Raw genomic sequence first — 13,482 nt, forward strand, 5'->3', positions numbered from 1 at the left:
TCGCGGCCACAGGGCTTTCTAAGAACCGCGGGCGAGACTGAGGGTGTGACCGCACGCATTCTCGTCGTGGACGACGAACCCAACCTCGCCGACCTCGTGGCCATGGCCCTCCGTTACGAGGGCTTCGAGGTGGCCGTCGCCGGCACGGGCGCCGACGCGCTCGCCCAGGTGACGGGCTTCCGGCCCGACCTGGTGATCCTCGACGTCATGCTGCCCGACATCTCCGGCATCGAGGCGTGCCGTCGCATGCGGGCCCGCGGCGAGGAGGTCCCGGTCGTCTTCCTCACCGCCAGGGACGCCACCGAGGACAAGATCACCGGCCTCACCTCGGGCGGCGACGACTACGTGACCAAGCCGTTCAGCCTCGAGGAACTGATCGCCCGCGTGCGCGTCGTGCTCCGCCGTACCCGCCCTGCCGAGCGGCTCCGCTACGCCGACCTGGAGATCGACGACGCCGCCTACGAGGTACGGCGCGGCGGCCGCCTCGTCGAGCTCACCCCGACCGAGTTCCGCCTGCTGCGCTACCTGGTCGCCAACGCGGGCCGCGTGCTCACCAAACGCCAGATCCTCGACCACGTCTGGGCCTACGACTTCAACGGCAACGACGGCGTCGTGCAGACCTACGTCAGCTACCTCCGCCGCAAGATCGACGCCACCGGCCCGCCCCTCATCCACACCGTGCCCCGCGTCGGGTACGTGCTCCGCCTGCCCCGGGCCGAAGCCCTGACCGAGCGATGAACGGGAGACGACCCACCAAGGAATTGCGCGCCCTCACCGGCGCCGAGGGCGACGCCGGACCGGACCGCCGCGTCCGGAGACGCCCGTGGTCGCTGCGGACCCGGCTGACCGTGACGGTCCTGGCCCTGCTCGTCGCCGGGCTGTTCGCGGTGCCGTTCGCCACGTGGGCGGTGGTCCGCGACGCGGGAGCCGAGCGGGCGCGGGAACGATTGACCACGTTCGCCGCCGATCTGACGCCCCTGCTCGCGGACGGCCGCACCCTCGCCCTTGGCGGCGACGGCGAGGCGATGCTGCGCGCGCTCGGCCGCGCCGGCGGGCCCTCCTTCGTCCAGGTGCACACCGCGGACGGGCGGCCGGTGCAGACCGTCGCGCTCGACGGGTCCCCGCCCATCGACGGCCCGGTGACCGCACGCCCCTGGTGGCCGGGACCGCGCACCGCCGGCAGCCCCGACGGCGCACGGTTCGCCCGCGAGGGCCCGGGCCGCGACGGCGGGCCGTTCCCCGGCGCCTCCGACTGGTGGTTGCGCGGATCGTGGCTGCCCGACGGCCGGGTGCTCGTCGTCGGGACGCGCACCGACGAGTACGACGCGTTCAACGGCAGGCTCACCGGCGTGCACTTCGCCATCACGGTCGCCGCCCTCGTCACCCTCGCCGTCATCGCGTACCGGGCGATCCGCCGCGCCCTGCTGCCCCTCGACCGGATCGCCGCCACCGCCAAGGCGATCGGCGACGGCGACCTCACCCGCCGGGTCGAGCCCGCCGACCCGCACAGCGAGGCCGGCCGCCTCGGCCTGGCCCTCAACGCGATGCTCGGCCAGATCGAGGCCGCCTTCCGCGAACGAGAGGCCTCCGAGGAACGACTGCGCCGCTTCATCGCCGACGCCTCCCACGAACTGCGCACCCCGGTCGCCACCGTCCGCGGCTACGCCGAACTCTTCCGCCGGGGCGCGGCCGAACGCCCCGCCGACCTCGCCAAGACCATGGACCGCATCGAGTCCGAGGCCCGGCGCATGGGCGTGCTCGTCGACGAGCTGCTCCTCCTCGCCCGCCTCGACCAGGGCCGCCCCCTCGACCGTGCGCCGCTGGACCTCACCGGCCTCGCCGCCGACGCGGTCGCCGCCGCCCGCGCCGTCGACCCCGAGCGCCCCCTCACCCTGCACGCCGGGACCCCGCTCCCGGTCCAGGGCGACGCGGTCCGCCTCCGCCAGCTCCTCGACAACCTCCTCGCCAACGTCCGCGACCACACCCCGCCCGGCACCCCCGCGACCGTCACCCTGCGCGCCGAGCACGACTCCGCCGTGATCGAGGTCCGCGACGAGGGCCCCGGCATCCCCGCCGACCACGCCCCCCACGTCTTCGACCGCTTCTACCGCGCCGACCCCGCCCGCTCCCGCACCGGCGGCGGCACCGGCCTCGGCCTCGCCATCGTCGCCGCCATCGCCCAGGCCCACGGCGGCACCGCCGCACTCCGCCCCGGCGGCCCGGGTGCCACCTTCGAGATCCGCCTTCCTCTCGACGTCAGGTCCGCCCAACCGATGGCCGGCCGCTCCGGGCCGGCTCCGCCCGGCGAACCCGACGCCCACGCCTAGCCCGCCGATGCGGCATGACGAACCAGCGGCGCCTTGGCAGGTGTGTCATCAACGTGCGCTTGGCAGGCCGAGAAGCCGGATTGCGGGCGGTGGCAGGGCCGCCGGGAAGCGGCGTGTGACGAGGCAGATGATCCAGGCGGCCGGTGTCGCCGTGGGTTATGAAGACGGCAGGAGAATCCGAACCGGTTGCGTGGACGTTAACCCCGCGCGGGCGAGTCTCAGTCGCCGGGGGAGGAACGGGCGACGAGGTCGGCGTACTCGGGGTGGCGGTCGATGTAGCGGGCGATGAAGGGGCAGCGCGGGATGACCTGGAGGCCCGCGTCGCGGGCGGCGTCGAGGGCGGCGCGGGCGAGGTGGCCGCCGAGGCCGCGGCCCTCGAACTCGGGCTGGACCTCGGTGTGGCTGAGGATGATGGTGCCGCCCTTGAGGACGTACTCGGTGAAGCCGACGACCGTGCCGTCGAGCCGCACCTCGAAACGGGCCGCCTGTGGGTTGTCGGCGACCTCGATGGCCTCGGACATGACCCCGGGCTACTTCTTCGCGTCCGGGCCGCCCGGCTTCTTGGCCGCGGCCTGCTTGGCGGCCTTCTCCTCACGCTCGAGGTCGGCCTCGCGCGGGACCTCGATCTTCGAGATCTGCTTGTTCATCGACCTGATCAGCAGGTACAGGGCGAAGCCGATCGCGGCGACCACCAGGAAGCCGAGCAGACCCGGGCTGACCTGGGTGGGATCGAAAGTGGAGGTGTTCACGCCTCCAGTCTGCCACCCACGGCCCGTGGTACCGCCTCCGGTGGTCGCCGTCGTCGTCAGGCGTCGCGGTCACCCCGTCGCCGCAAGGACGTCACGGTCCGGCGGTCAGGAACAGGCCGGGGCGACCTCCTCGGCGCGGATGCCGGCGAACAGGTCGTCCTCCGGCAGCTCGGTGTCGACCAGGGAGCGGGCGAGGTGGTAGTCCTCGGTCGGCCAGACCTCCTGCTGCAGCTCCCGCGGGCAGACGAACCAGAAGCCGTCGGGATCGACCTGGGTGGCGTGGGCGAGCAGCGCCCGGTCCCGCACCTCGAAGTACTCGGCGCAGTGCACCCGGGTGGTGATCTCCCACTTGCGCGGCCGGTCCTCCCAGCGCGCGATCCAGTCCCCGTACGGCGAGCCGAGGCCGCGCTCCGTCATCGCCTTGTGCAGCGCCTCGAACCGCTCCTTGCTGAAGCCCATGTGGTAGTAGAGCTTCAGCGGCTGCCACGGCTCACCCAGCCCCGGGTAGCGGTCCGGGTCCCCGGCGGCCTCGAACGCCTCCACCGAGATCCGGTTGGTCATGATGTGGTCCGGGTGCGGGTAGCCGCCGTCGTCGTCGTACGTCAGGATCACGTGCGGCCGGAACTCGCGCACCGCGGCCACGAGCGGTGCGGCGGCCACCTCCAGCGGCTGCAGGGCGAAGCAACCCTCCGGCAGCGGCTCGGACTCGTCCTCGGGCAGGCCGGAGTCGACGAAGCCGAGAAACCGCTGCTTGACCCCGAGGATCTCACGTGCCCGCTCCATCTCCTGGCGGCGCACCTCGGCGATGTTCGCCGCGATCTCGGGCCGGTCCATTTTCGGGTTGAGGATGGAGCCGCGTTCCCCACCGGTACACGTACACACCAGCACGTCGACCCCTTCGGCCACGTAGCGCGCCATGGTCGCGGCGCCCTTGCTCGACTCGTCGTCGGGGTGCGCGTGAACGGCCATCAGCCTCAGCGGTGCACTCACGCTCGGTGTCTCCTGTCCTGAGCATCGCCCAGAGCGGCTAGGTTTGCTGTGTGAAGGGTGGGTGGGTCGGACTCCCACGCCCGACAATTGTCTCTGACAACACCGACAGACCGCAGGGAGATTCCGCCATGGCCACGGAGGAGCCGGAGGCGCGGCCGAACACGGCCCCGGTCCTCGGCAGACCAGAGGATTCCCCGGAGCGCCCGCGCCGCAAGGGCGGGATTGGGCGTTTCCTCGTATATCTGGTCATTGGGGCGATCGTGGTCGTGTTGACCATCGGGTGGGGCATCGTCCTGATGCTCGGCCGTGGCGCCCCGGACGTGCGCGGACAGGTGATCAGCTTCGATCGCTCCGACCCCTCGGTCATGGTGATCACCTTCCAGGTGTACAAGCCGGCCGACCGCGCGGCCGTGTGCCGGCTGCGCGCGGTGGACGTGGACGGCGTCGAGGTCGGCAACCGGGAGGTCGAGATCCCGGCGGGTGAGCAGTATGTCACCCGCACCGAACGTGTGCTGACCGGCGCACAGTCCTGGAACGGCCAGGTCCAGCACTGCTATCTCGTACAATGAGTCTTTTGAAAAACTCGCCGAGAGGCTAACCTCTCGGCAATCGCACGACCGCAACCCTGAGTGGCAGCAAGGAGAACCCGTGGCCGACTCCCACACTGACAACGTCACCTGGCTGACCCAGGAGGCGTACGACCGCCTTAAGGCGGAGCTGGAGTATCTAACGGGCCCGGGGCGCACCGACATCGCCAAGAAGATCGAGGCCGCCCGCGAGGAGGGCGACCTGCGGGAGAACGGCGGTTACCACGCCGCCAAGGAGGAGCAGGGCAAGATGGAGGCCCGCATCCTCCAGCTGCGCCACATCCTCGAGAACGCCAAGGTCGGTGAGGCGCCCCGTAAGGAGGGCGTGGTCGGCCCCGGCATGACCGTGACGGTCCGGTTCGAGGGCGACGGCGAGGAGCTCACGTTCCTGCTGGCCTCCCGCGAGGAGACCGGCGCCCCGATCGACGTGTACTCCCCGAAGTCTCCGCTCGGGGCCGCGATCAACGGCAAGAAGATCGGCGAGAAGGCGACCTTCAAGCTCCCGAACGGCCGGGAGAACACCGTGGAGATCCTGCTCGCCGTGCCGTACGTCGGTAGGTAAGTGAGCTCGGACGGTCCCCGTCCGGCCGCGCACCCCGTCGGCGCGCCCTGATCGGCAGGCGCCGAAAGCGTGAGCCACCCGTCAGAGTTGTCCATATCGCTCCACGAGACGATCCGCCGGAGAGCCGCTTCGGCGGATCGTCTCGTGTCCGGTCGCGATTCGGCGAGGCCTATGGACGACCGGCGGCGATCTACGGCAGGCTCTGAACGGATCATCGACGGGGCGTGCGGGTGAGGAAGGGGGCGACGTCGTGCTCGAGCCGCGAGCGCGTCACCCCGAACCCTCCTCCCGGCCGCGGACCGGCCAACCGGCCGTGCCGGCGCCCACGCCCCCGTACGCGCACCCCGGCCGGCCGCAGGGGGCGTCCCCGCACCAGGCCGCGGCCTTCGTCCCGCCGTTCGTCCACCTCGTCCCCGGCGCGTTTCCCGCGCCGCCCGGCGCCGTCCCGGGGACGCCCGGCCGCCCGCCCCGGCGGGACGGCCCGGTACGGTGGGCCCTGCGGCGCCTGGCGACCTCGCGCCGTACCGCCCCGGTCGTCGCCGTGCTGCTGACCGGCGTGCTCACCGCGGACCTGGTGGCGCTGGGCGCGCTGGAGGCCGCCGACGAGGCCGCGCCCCCGGCCCGCACCGCGGTCGCCGCACGCGAGCCCGGCGACCCGCACCGCTACGTCGCCGCCACCCGCGACCCGGCCGGTGCGTCCGGTGGCGCGGGCGCGCAGGGCGGCGCCGACGCGGGTACGGCGAGCCAGGTTCAGGTGGCGCCGGTGGAGCGGCTGCGCGAGCCCCACCTCTTCGTGGTGGCGGGCCGTACCCTGCCCGACTCGGCCGTGGCCCGGGTGCGCCGCCTGAAGGGCGTGGCGGCGGTCGAGACGGCCGACGCGGCCGAGGTGACGCTCGACGGCAAGCGGGTGCACACGCTCGGCGTGAACCCCTCCACCTTCCGCGCCTACACCCCGGAGATCACCGCCCGCTCCGACGCGCTGTGGCGGAACATCGCGGCCGGGGACGTGGCCGTCTCCTTCGTGCTCGGCCGGGACGGCGGGGTCGCGCTCGGCGCGGTCGTGGACGGCGGCGGGCGGCGGTTACGGGTCGGGGCCTGGGCGACGGTCGGCATCGGGCCGATCGACGCGGTGGTGTCCCACGACACCGCCCGCCTGCTCGGCATGCCCGAACGCAACGCGCTCGTGGTGAGCGCCCCCGGCACCGACCTGCGCGGGCTGCGCCGCCGCCTGCTCCGCGTGCTGCCCAAGGGCACCCAGGTGGCCGTGATCGACCCCGGGTACGTCGAGCCGCGCCGCCCCGCCCGCGACCACACCACCGGTGACGGCACGGCCGGTGGCGGGGCCGGGGACGCCGGGGGCGGCGGGCACGACCTGCCGGAGGAGACCGCCGACCGGCCCGCGGGCTCGTTCCTGTCCGACGAGCAGCGGAACACGGTGCTCACCGCGGCGGCGAGCAGGATCGGCAGGCCGTACGTGTGGGGCGCCGCGGGGCCGGACGCGTTCGACTGCTCCGGCCTGGTGCAGTGGGCCTACGCCCAGGCGGGGGTGCGCATGCCGCGGGTCACCACCGCCCAGTGGGCCACCGGCCCGCGCATCCCGCTCTCCGAGGCCCGGCCCGGCGACCTGCTGTTCTGGCGCCGGGACCCGACCAACCCCGGCTACATCTCGCACGTGGCGATCCACTGGGGCGACGGGAGGATGCTGCACGCGCCGCGCACCGGCGACGTGGTGAAGATCGCCCCGATCCCGATGGCCGGGTTCGCCGGCGCGGTCCGGGTCGACCCCGAGGTCGCGGCGCGGGTGCGCTGACCGGGGTACGGCTCAGCCGCCGAGGACGCAGGACAGGTTCGCGAGGGCCTCGTCGACCATCTCGTCCAGCGGGCGGCGGCCGTCCTCCGTCACCCAGGCGACCAGGACCGGCACGAGCGCGCCCGCGACCGCGCCGCACAGGGTGCGCATCCGCAGGTCGTCCGGGTCCCGGCCGAACCGCCGGGCGAGTTCCGCGGCCAGCCCGTCCACCGTGCTCAGCAGCTTGTCGAGGGTGCGGGCGCGCAGCGACGGGATCGACATCTGCAGCCGGGCGCGCAGCCGCAGGTCGCTCTGCTCCTCCTGGGACAGCCGGGCGAACGCGGTGCGGAAGGTGTCGCGCAGCACGGTGCCGAGCGGGGCGTCGGCGGGCTGCGCGGCGAGCGCCGCGTGCAGCACGGCGGCGTAGTCGTCCCGCAGGACGAGCGCCTCCTTGGTCGGGAAGTAGCGGAAGAACGTGCTCGGCGAGACCTCCGCCGCCTCGGCGATCTGCTCGACGGTCGTCTCGTCGTAGCCCTGTTCGACGAAGAGGCGCAGCGCCTGTTCCTGAATCGTCTGTCGCGTCTTCGCCTTCTTGCGCTCGCGAAGCCCGTCACGGCGCTCGGCCGACACGGGTGTGGTCATGCCCGCCATTCTTCCGTCCAATTCGCGCAGGTCGCACGCGGGGAAGGGGCCGTGGGGAGCCGGCCGCGTGTCACGGGTGCCCAGCATATCCGAGAAAACGGAAGTACAAGACAAAAGGGACACACTGCCAAATGACATGGAGGGTCAATTCGTGCACCCCGGTGACCGGCGTGGCGTCCGTGCCGTTCGCCGGCCGCCCGCGCGCGCCCGCTCCGGAGGCGGCCCCGGGGCGCGGCCGGGCACACGCGAAGCCGTACGGCGCGTGCCCGCCGAACGCTGGACAGGGTCATGTAGCGCTCAAGTAAGGGCGTAAGTGCGTAATCATGATTACATGGATAATGACGAAGCGATCATTAGCGCGTGGTTCACCGGCCGGCTGCCGCAGGAGTGGTTCGGCGGGCGGCACGAGATCGTGCTCGACCGGGAGGAGATCACCGTCATCGGCACGCTGCCGGAGCCGGAGGCGCGCGAGGACGCCTCCGAGGCCGAGCGGGAGGCGCTGCGCGACGGGGTGGCCCAGCGGTTCCGCGAGGAGACCCGCGACCGCCGCATCGAGATCGCCCGGGAGGCCGAGCACCGGTTCCGCCGCAAGGTGTCGTGGGGCGTCCGGATCGGCGACCGGACTGTGATGTTCACCACGTTGTCGGTACCGGTGATGACCCGGCTGCGGCAGCCCGAGCGGCGGGTGCTCGACACCCTCGTGGCCGCCGGAGTGGCCCGCAGCCGCAGCGACGCGCTCGCCTGGTGCGTGCGCCTCGTCGCCCGGCGGGCCGACACCTGGCTCTCCGACCTGCGGGATGCCCTCCGGCACGTGGACCGGGTGCGCTCCGCGGGACCCGACCTGGTGGACTAAACCAATTCACGAAATGGACTGGACCAATTCCGGTGGCCTATACCAATCGCCACCGGAATCCCCGCCGGGGCGGGCACGGCGAAACTCACGGGGGTATTTTTTAACAATCATTCCGCTGGGTAGGCTCAACCGGTATGTCCGACGGCTCCGGTCCTCCGGCGACGTGCCCATGTGTGGTCGCGCCGCAGGTGGGCAGGGGCATGACGGCAACCGCGCCGCGCGAATTTAACCGGTCTGGAACGTGAATGAAACACCTTTCGATGGCCGGGTCCGGACATCGGAACGGTGACTTTCATCACTGGTCCAAACCAATTGGATTCCGCGCGGATTCTTCGATGAAGATGGTTTTTATCCGGAGAACGCCAAAGGAGCCGCCGTCGTGTCCGTGACCGTACAGGGAACCAGCAAGACGACCCGCGCCGACCTGGCCGCGTGGGTCAACGAGATCGCCGAGCTCACCCAACCCGACCGGATCGAGTGGTGCGACGGGTCCGAGGCTGAGTGGACGCGACTGACCAACCTGCTCTGCGAGAAGGGCACCTTCACGCGGCTGAAGGCCCGCCCCAACAGCTTCTACGCGGCATCCGATCCGTCGGACGTGGCCCGGGTGGAGGACCGGACCTTCATCTGCTCGGAGAAGCCCGAGGACGCCGGCCCGACCAACAACTGGATCCACCCGGACGAGATGCGCGCCACCTTCCAGGAGCTGTTCCGCGGGTGCATGCGCGGCCGGACCATGTACGTGGTCCCGTTCTGCATGGGGCCGCTCGGCGGTGAGATCTCCAAGCTCGGCGTGGAGATCACCGACTCGGCGTACGTCGCGGTCTCGATGCGGATCATGACCCGGATGGGCGAGGACGCGCTGCGCCTCATCGAGGAGGGCCACGACTTCGTCAAGTGCGTGCACTCCGTCGGCGCCCCGCTCGAGCCCGGCCGGCAGGACGTGCCCTGGCCGTGCAACTCGACCAAGTACATCAGCCACTTCCCGGAGACCCGGGAGATCTGGTCGTACGGCTCGGGGTACGGCGGCAACGCCCTGCTCGGCAAGAAGTGCTACGCGCTGCGCATCGCGAGCGTGATGGCCCGCGACGAGGGCTGGCTCGCCGAGCACATGCTCATCCTCAAGCTCACCCCGCCGAACGGCGAGCCCCGGTACATCGCGGCCGCGTTCCCGTCCGCCTGCGGCAAGACCAACCTGGCCATGCTCCAGCCGACCATCCCCGGCTGGAAGGTGGAGACGGTCGGCGACGACATCGCCTGGATGCGCTTCGGCGAGGACGGTCGGCTGTACGCGATCAACCCGGAGGCGGGCTTCTTCGGCGTGGCCCCCGGCACCGGCGAGTCCACCAACGCCAACGCGATCAAGACCCTGTGGGGCAACAGCATCTTCACCAACGTGGCGCTCACCGAGGACGGCGACGTCTGGTGGGAGGGCCTCACCGACGAGCCCCCGGCGAAGCTCACCGACTGGCGGGGCCGCGAGTGGACCCCGGACTCGCCCGAGCCGGCCGCGCACCCCAACGCCCGGTTCACCACCCCGGCCTCCCAGTGCCCGACCATCGCCCCCGAGTGGCAGGACCCGAAGGGCGTGCCGATCTCGGCGATCCTGTTCGGCGGGCGGCGCGCCACCGCGGTGCCGCTGGTCACCGAGTCGTTCAACTGGCAGCACGGCGTGTTCATCGGCGCGAACGTCGCCTCGGAGAAGACCGCGGCGGCCGAGGGCAAGGTCGGCGAGCTGCGCCGCGACCCGTTCGCGATGCTGCCGTTCTGCGGCTACAACATGGGCGACTACTTCGCCCACTGGCTGAAGATCGGCAAGATGACCGACCCGGACAAGCTGCCGCGGATCTACTACGTGAACTGGTTCCGCAAGGACGCCAACGGCCGGTACGTCTGGCCCGGCTACGGCGAGAACAGCCGGGTGCTGAAGTGGATCGTGCAGCGCCTCAACGGCGAGGCCGACGCCGTCGAGACGCCGATCGGCCTGCTGCCCACCAAGGAGTCGCTCGACCTGGAGGGCCTCGACATCTCCGACGAGGACCTGGACCTGCTGCTGTCCGTCGACCGCGACGTGTGGCGGGAGGAGGCGTCGCTCATCCCCGAGCACTTCAAGACCTTCGGTGACCACCTGCCGAAGGAGCTCTGGGACGAGTACCACCGGCTGGTCGAGCGCCTGGGCTGATCGGCCCGGGTCGTGCCCGTCAACGGCGCCGGGCACACGCTGCCGTCGTGCGGCCCCCTTCCGCGTACCGCAACCAATCCTCTGGGAGCCTGCCGAACCGCGGAGGGGGCCGCACGACGGTCCCTCACCCCCGCCCCCGCGTCCGTTTCGGCGATCCTTTCCGGCCTTTTCGCCGCCGAACGACCGAAACCGGCCCCACGCGCGGCCCAACGGTCGTAGGGTCATGATCGACGCTCGTGTCCCGCGACCACGCCCGGCGGGGCGGGCGTCCGAGGCACGGCGGCGCGCGCCGTAAAGTCTCATCACGGAACCGAACGCGCCGGACCGAGAACGCTCCACTTCGGCCGTCTTGGGCCGCCCGAGGCGGCGATAATGGCTCGTCGGACAAGGACCGGGGAGGAAAGGGAAGCCCATGGGCCTGCGTGACTTCGTCTACCGCCTGTACGAGCGCCGGCTGGAGGCGAAACTCGCGAACGGCCCGATCCCCAAGCACGTCGGCGTCATCGTCGACGGCAACCGGCGGTGGGCCCGGGCGATGGGCCTGCAGGACGTCAGCCGCGGGCACCGCAAGGGCGCCGACAAGATCGACGACCTGCTCGTGTGGTGCCGCGAGGCCGGCGTCGAGATCGTCACCGTCTGGCTGCTGTCGAGCGACAACTTCAACCGGCCGAAGGAGGAGCTCGAGCCCCTCTTCGAGATCATCGAGGACACCGTGCGCCGCCTCGTCGCAGGCGGCTGGCACATCAACCCCATGGGCGCCCTCGACCTGCTGCCCGACCACACCGCCCGCGTTCTCAAGGAGGCAAAGGAGGCCACCGCGGATCGTCCGGGCCTGATTGTGAACGTTGCGGTTGGGTATGGAGGAAGGCGTGAGATCGCTGATGCGGTGCGCTCCCTCCTCCAGGAGCACGCCAGCAAGGGCGCGAGCATCGAGGAGCTCGTCGAGGTCCTCGATGTGGAGCACATCGCGGAGCATCTCTACACGCGCGGCCAGCCCGACCCCGACCTGGTCATCCGCACCTCCGGAGAGCAGCGCCTCTCGGGCTTCCTGCTCTGGCAGAGCGCCCACTCGGAGTTCTACTTCTGCGAGGCCTACTGGCCGGACTTCCGCAAGGTGGACTTCCTGCGGGCGCTTCGCTCCTACGCCGCGCGGAACCGTCGGTACGGCTGCTGAACCAGGCGGTAAACACCCCGTTACGGCCACAACCGGACACTGGGCAACTTTTGCTCCAGCACGTACCGTAGGGCGTAGGCAGGTTACATCGCCTACCTCGGGAGAGGGCCCGTCCTTGCCACACGTCCCAGCGAGGAGGGCCGGACCCCGGCGCCACCTCCTGGTGCGGGTGCGCGGCGGGTCCGGTCCGATAAGCACCTCATCTGGCAGGGCGCCCGCGACGGGCGCCCGGGGGAGAACGCGTGGCAGTGTCCTCGATGACCTCGATCCACACCGACCCGACCCACCTGCGCGCGAACGGCTCCGCGACGGGTCCCCGCACCGACCGGCGCACGTACGTCGTCGACACCTCGGTCCTGCTGGCGGACCCGGCCGCGATGACGCGGTTCGCCGAGCATGAGGTGGTCCTGCCGATCGTCGTGATCACCGAGCTGGAGGCGAAGCGCCACCATCCCGAGCTCGGCTACTTCGCGCGGAAGGCGCTCCGGTTCCTCGACGATCTGCGGGCCCGGCACGGGCGGCTGGACGAGCCGATGCCGATCGGCGAGGGGACGATCCGGGTCGAGCTCAATCACAGCGACCCCTCGATCCTGCCCGCCGGGTTCCGGCTGGGCGACAACGACACCCGCATTCTCACCGTCGCCAAGGCCCTCGCCGCCGAGGGCAACGACGTGGTGCTCGTCTCCAAGGACCTGCCGATGCGGGTGAAGGCCGCCTCGATCGGGGTGACCGCCGAGGAGTACCGCGCCGGGCAGGTGATCGAGTCCGGGTGGACCGGCATGGCCGAGCTGCAGGTCGCCACCGAGGACATCGAGCACCTCTTCGAGCACGGCACCGTCGAGCTCGAGGAGGCGCGCGAGCTGCCCTGCCACACCGGCCTGCGGCTGCTGTCCGCGAAGGGCTCGGCGCTCGGCCGGGTCATGCCGGACAAGTCGGTACGGCTGGTGCGCGGCGACCGCGAGGTGTTCGGCCTGCACGGCCGCTCCGCCGAGCAGCGCATCGCCCTCGACCTGCTCATGGACCCCGAGATCGGCATCGTCTCGATGGGCGGCCGGGCCGGCACCGGCAAGTCCGCGCTCGCGCTCTGCGCGGGCCTGGAGGCCGTGCTCGAGCGGCGCCGGCACCGCAAGGTGATCGTGTTCCGGCCGCTGTACGCGGTCGGCGGGCAGGAGCTCGGCTACCTGCCCGGCACCGAGAACGACAAGATGGGGCCGTGGGCGCAGGCGGTCTACGACACCCTCGGCGCGGTCACCTCGCCCGAGGTGATCGAGGAGGTCCTCGACCGGGGCATGCTCGAGGTGCTGCCGCTCACCCACATCCGCGGCCGCTCGCTGCACGACGCGTTCGTCATCGTCGACGAGGCGCAGTCGCTCGAGCGCGGCGTGCTGCTCACCGTGCTCTCCCGGATCGGCGCGAACTCCCGGGTGGTGCTCACCCACGACGTCGCGCAGCGGGACAACCTGCGGGTCGGGCGGCACGACGGCGTGGTCGCCGTGGTGGAGAAGCTCAAGGGCCACCCGCTGTTCGCCCACATCACGCTCACCCGGTCGGAGCGCTCCCCGATCGCCGCCCTCGTCACCGAGATGCTGGAGGACATCACCCCCTGATCATCCCGGCCACCCCGCCC

At 71.6% G+C, this 13,482-nt stretch carries 13 protein-coding genes; 9 read left to right on the top strand and 4 right to left on the bottom strand.

What is annotated here, in order from left to right; translation table 11 throughout:
• Positions 1-45: 45 nt before the first annotated feature.
• Together FHX40_RS01545 and FHX40_RS01550 are read left to right on the top strand one after the other, a co-directional pair.
• Entirely contained in the window at positions 46-738 is a 693-nt protein-coding gene (locus FHX40_RS01545) for a response regulator transcription factor (RefSeq protein WP_268241041.1), read from the top strand.
• Positions 735-2,327, top strand: coding sequence for a sensor histidine kinase (locus FHX40_RS01550; RefSeq protein WP_211350130.1), 1,593 nt, complete (start codon positions 735-737; stop codon positions 2,325-2,327). The genes FHX40_RS01545 and FHX40_RS01550 overlap by 4 nt, the downstream gene beginning before the upstream one ends.
• 218 nt (positions 2,328-2,545) lie before the next feature.
• On the opposite strand, the gene FHX40_RS01555 is transcribed toward FHX40_RS01550, so the two are convergent.
• The 3 genes from FHX40_RS01555 to mca all read right to left on the bottom strand — a co-directional run bounded on the left by FHX40_RS01555 (position 2,546) and on the right by mca (position 4,066).
• Positions 2,546-2,848 carry a GNAT family N-acetyltransferase gene (locus tag FHX40_RS01555; RefSeq protein ID WP_142257945.1) on the bottom strand — a complete coding sequence of 101 codons (303 nt, stop codon included), beginning with the start codon at positions 2,846-2,848 and terminating at the stop codon, positions 2,546-2,548.
• A 9-nt stretch (positions 2,849-2,857) separates the two neighbouring features.
• Positions 2,858-3,076, bottom strand: a complete 219-nt coding sequence (locus tag FHX40_RS01560; RefSeq protein ID WP_142257946.1) for a hypothetical protein — start codon at positions 3,074-3,076, stop codon at positions 2,858-2,860.
• A gap of 105 nt (positions 3,077-3,181) precedes the next feature.
• Positions 3,182-4,066 carry a mycothiol conjugate amidase Mca gene (mca, locus tag FHX40_RS01565; protein WP_142257947.1) on the bottom strand — a complete coding sequence of 295 codons (885 nt, stop codon included), beginning with the start codon at positions 4,064-4,066 and terminating at the stop codon, positions 3,182-3,184.
• Between the two features lie 128 nt (positions 4,067-4,194).
• Between mca and FHX40_RS01570 the strand changes: the two genes are divergently transcribed.
• From FHX40_RS01570 to FHX40_RS25615, 3 genes are all read left to right on the top strand, one after another.
• On the top strand, positions 4,195-4,635 hold the full coding sequence (locus FHX40_RS01570) for a DUF4307 domain-containing protein (protein WP_142257948.1): 441 nt from the start codon (positions 4,195-4,197) through the stop codon (positions 4,633-4,635).
• Between the two features lie 79 nt (positions 4,636-4,714).
• Entirely contained in the window at positions 4,715-5,215 is a 501-nt protein-coding gene (gene greA / locus FHX40_RS01575; RefSeq protein WP_142257949.1) for a transcription elongation factor GreA, read from the top strand.
• A 250-nt stretch (positions 5,216-5,465) separates the two neighbouring features.
• A complete protein-coding gene (locus tag FHX40_RS25615; RefSeq protein WP_229788848.1) occupies positions 5,466-7,025 on the top strand; it encodes a C40 family peptidase in 1,560 nt (519 codons plus the stop codon).
• 12 nt (positions 7,026-7,037) lie between these two features.
• Here the strand turns inward: FHX40_RS25615 and FHX40_RS01585 are convergent, their stop codons facing one another.
• On the bottom strand, positions 7,038-7,646 hold the full coding sequence (locus tag FHX40_RS01585; RefSeq protein ID WP_142257950.1) for an acyl-CoA-like ligand-binding transcription factor: 609 nt from the start codon (positions 7,644-7,646) through the stop codon (positions 7,038-7,040).
• 331 nt (positions 7,647-7,977) lie between these two features.
• Here FHX40_RS01585 and FHX40_RS01590 point away from each other — a divergent pair, with 331 nt between their 5' ends.
• From FHX40_RS01590 to phoH2, 4 genes are all read left to right on the top strand, one after another.
• Positions 7,978-8,499: a hypothetical protein gene (locus tag FHX40_RS01590; RefSeq protein WP_142257951.1), complete on the top strand. Its 522-nt coding sequence runs from the start codon at positions 7,978-7,980 to the stop codon at positions 8,497-8,499.
• Positions 8,500-8,878: 379 nt separating this feature from the next.
• Positions 8,879-10,681 (top strand): phosphoenolpyruvate carboxykinase (GTP), encoded by a 1,803-nt coding sequence (locus FHX40_RS01595; RefSeq protein ID WP_142257952.1) that lies wholly within the window; start codon positions 8,879-8,881, stop codon positions 10,679-10,681.
• A 412-nt stretch (positions 10,682-11,093) separates the two neighbouring features.
• Entirely contained in the window at positions 11,094-11,855 is a 762-nt protein-coding gene (locus FHX40_RS01600) for an isoprenyl transferase (protein WP_142257953.1), read from the top strand.
• A 242-nt stretch (positions 11,856-12,097) separates the two neighbouring features.
• Positions 12,098-13,462 (top strand): RNA 5'-3' helicase PhoH2, encoded by a 1,365-nt coding sequence (gene phoH2 / locus FHX40_RS01605; RefSeq protein ID WP_268241042.1) that lies wholly within the window; start codon positions 12,098-12,100, stop codon positions 13,460-13,462.
• The last annotated feature ends 20 nt before the right edge of the window (positions 13,463-13,482 follow it).

This window comes from Thermopolyspora flexuosa (genome assembly GCF_006716785.1).
GTDB lineage: Bacteria > Actinomycetota > Actinomycetes > Streptosporangiales > Streptosporangiaceae > Thermopolyspora > Thermopolyspora flexuosa.

Excerpts from the sequence above, each read along its gene's own strand:
- FHX40_RS01550 (WP_211350130.1), top strand. The coding sequence starts at position 735 with ATGAACGGGAGACGACCCACCAAGGAATTGCGCGCCCTCACCGGCGCC.
- FHX40_RS01555 (WP_142257945.1), bottom strand. The coding sequence starts at position 2,848 with ATGTCCGAGGCCATCGAGGTCGCCGACAACCCACAGGCGGCCCGTTTC.
- FHX40_RS01570 (WP_142257948.1), top strand. The coding sequence starts at position 4,195 with ATGGCCACGGAGGAGCCGGAGGCGCGGCCGAACACGGCCCCGGTCCTC.
- FHX40_RS01585 (WP_142257950.1), bottom strand. The coding sequence starts at position 7,646 with ATGACCACACCCGTGTCGGCCGAGCGCCGTGACGGGCTTCGCGAGCGC.
- FHX40_RS01590 (WP_142257951.1), top strand. The coding sequence starts at position 7,978 with ATGGATAATGACGAAGCGATCATTAGCGCGTGGTTCACCGGCCGGCTG.
- FHX40_RS01600 (WP_142257953.1), top strand. The coding sequence starts at position 11,094 with ATGGGCCTGCGTGACTTCGTCTACCGCCTGTACGAGCGCCGGCTGGAG.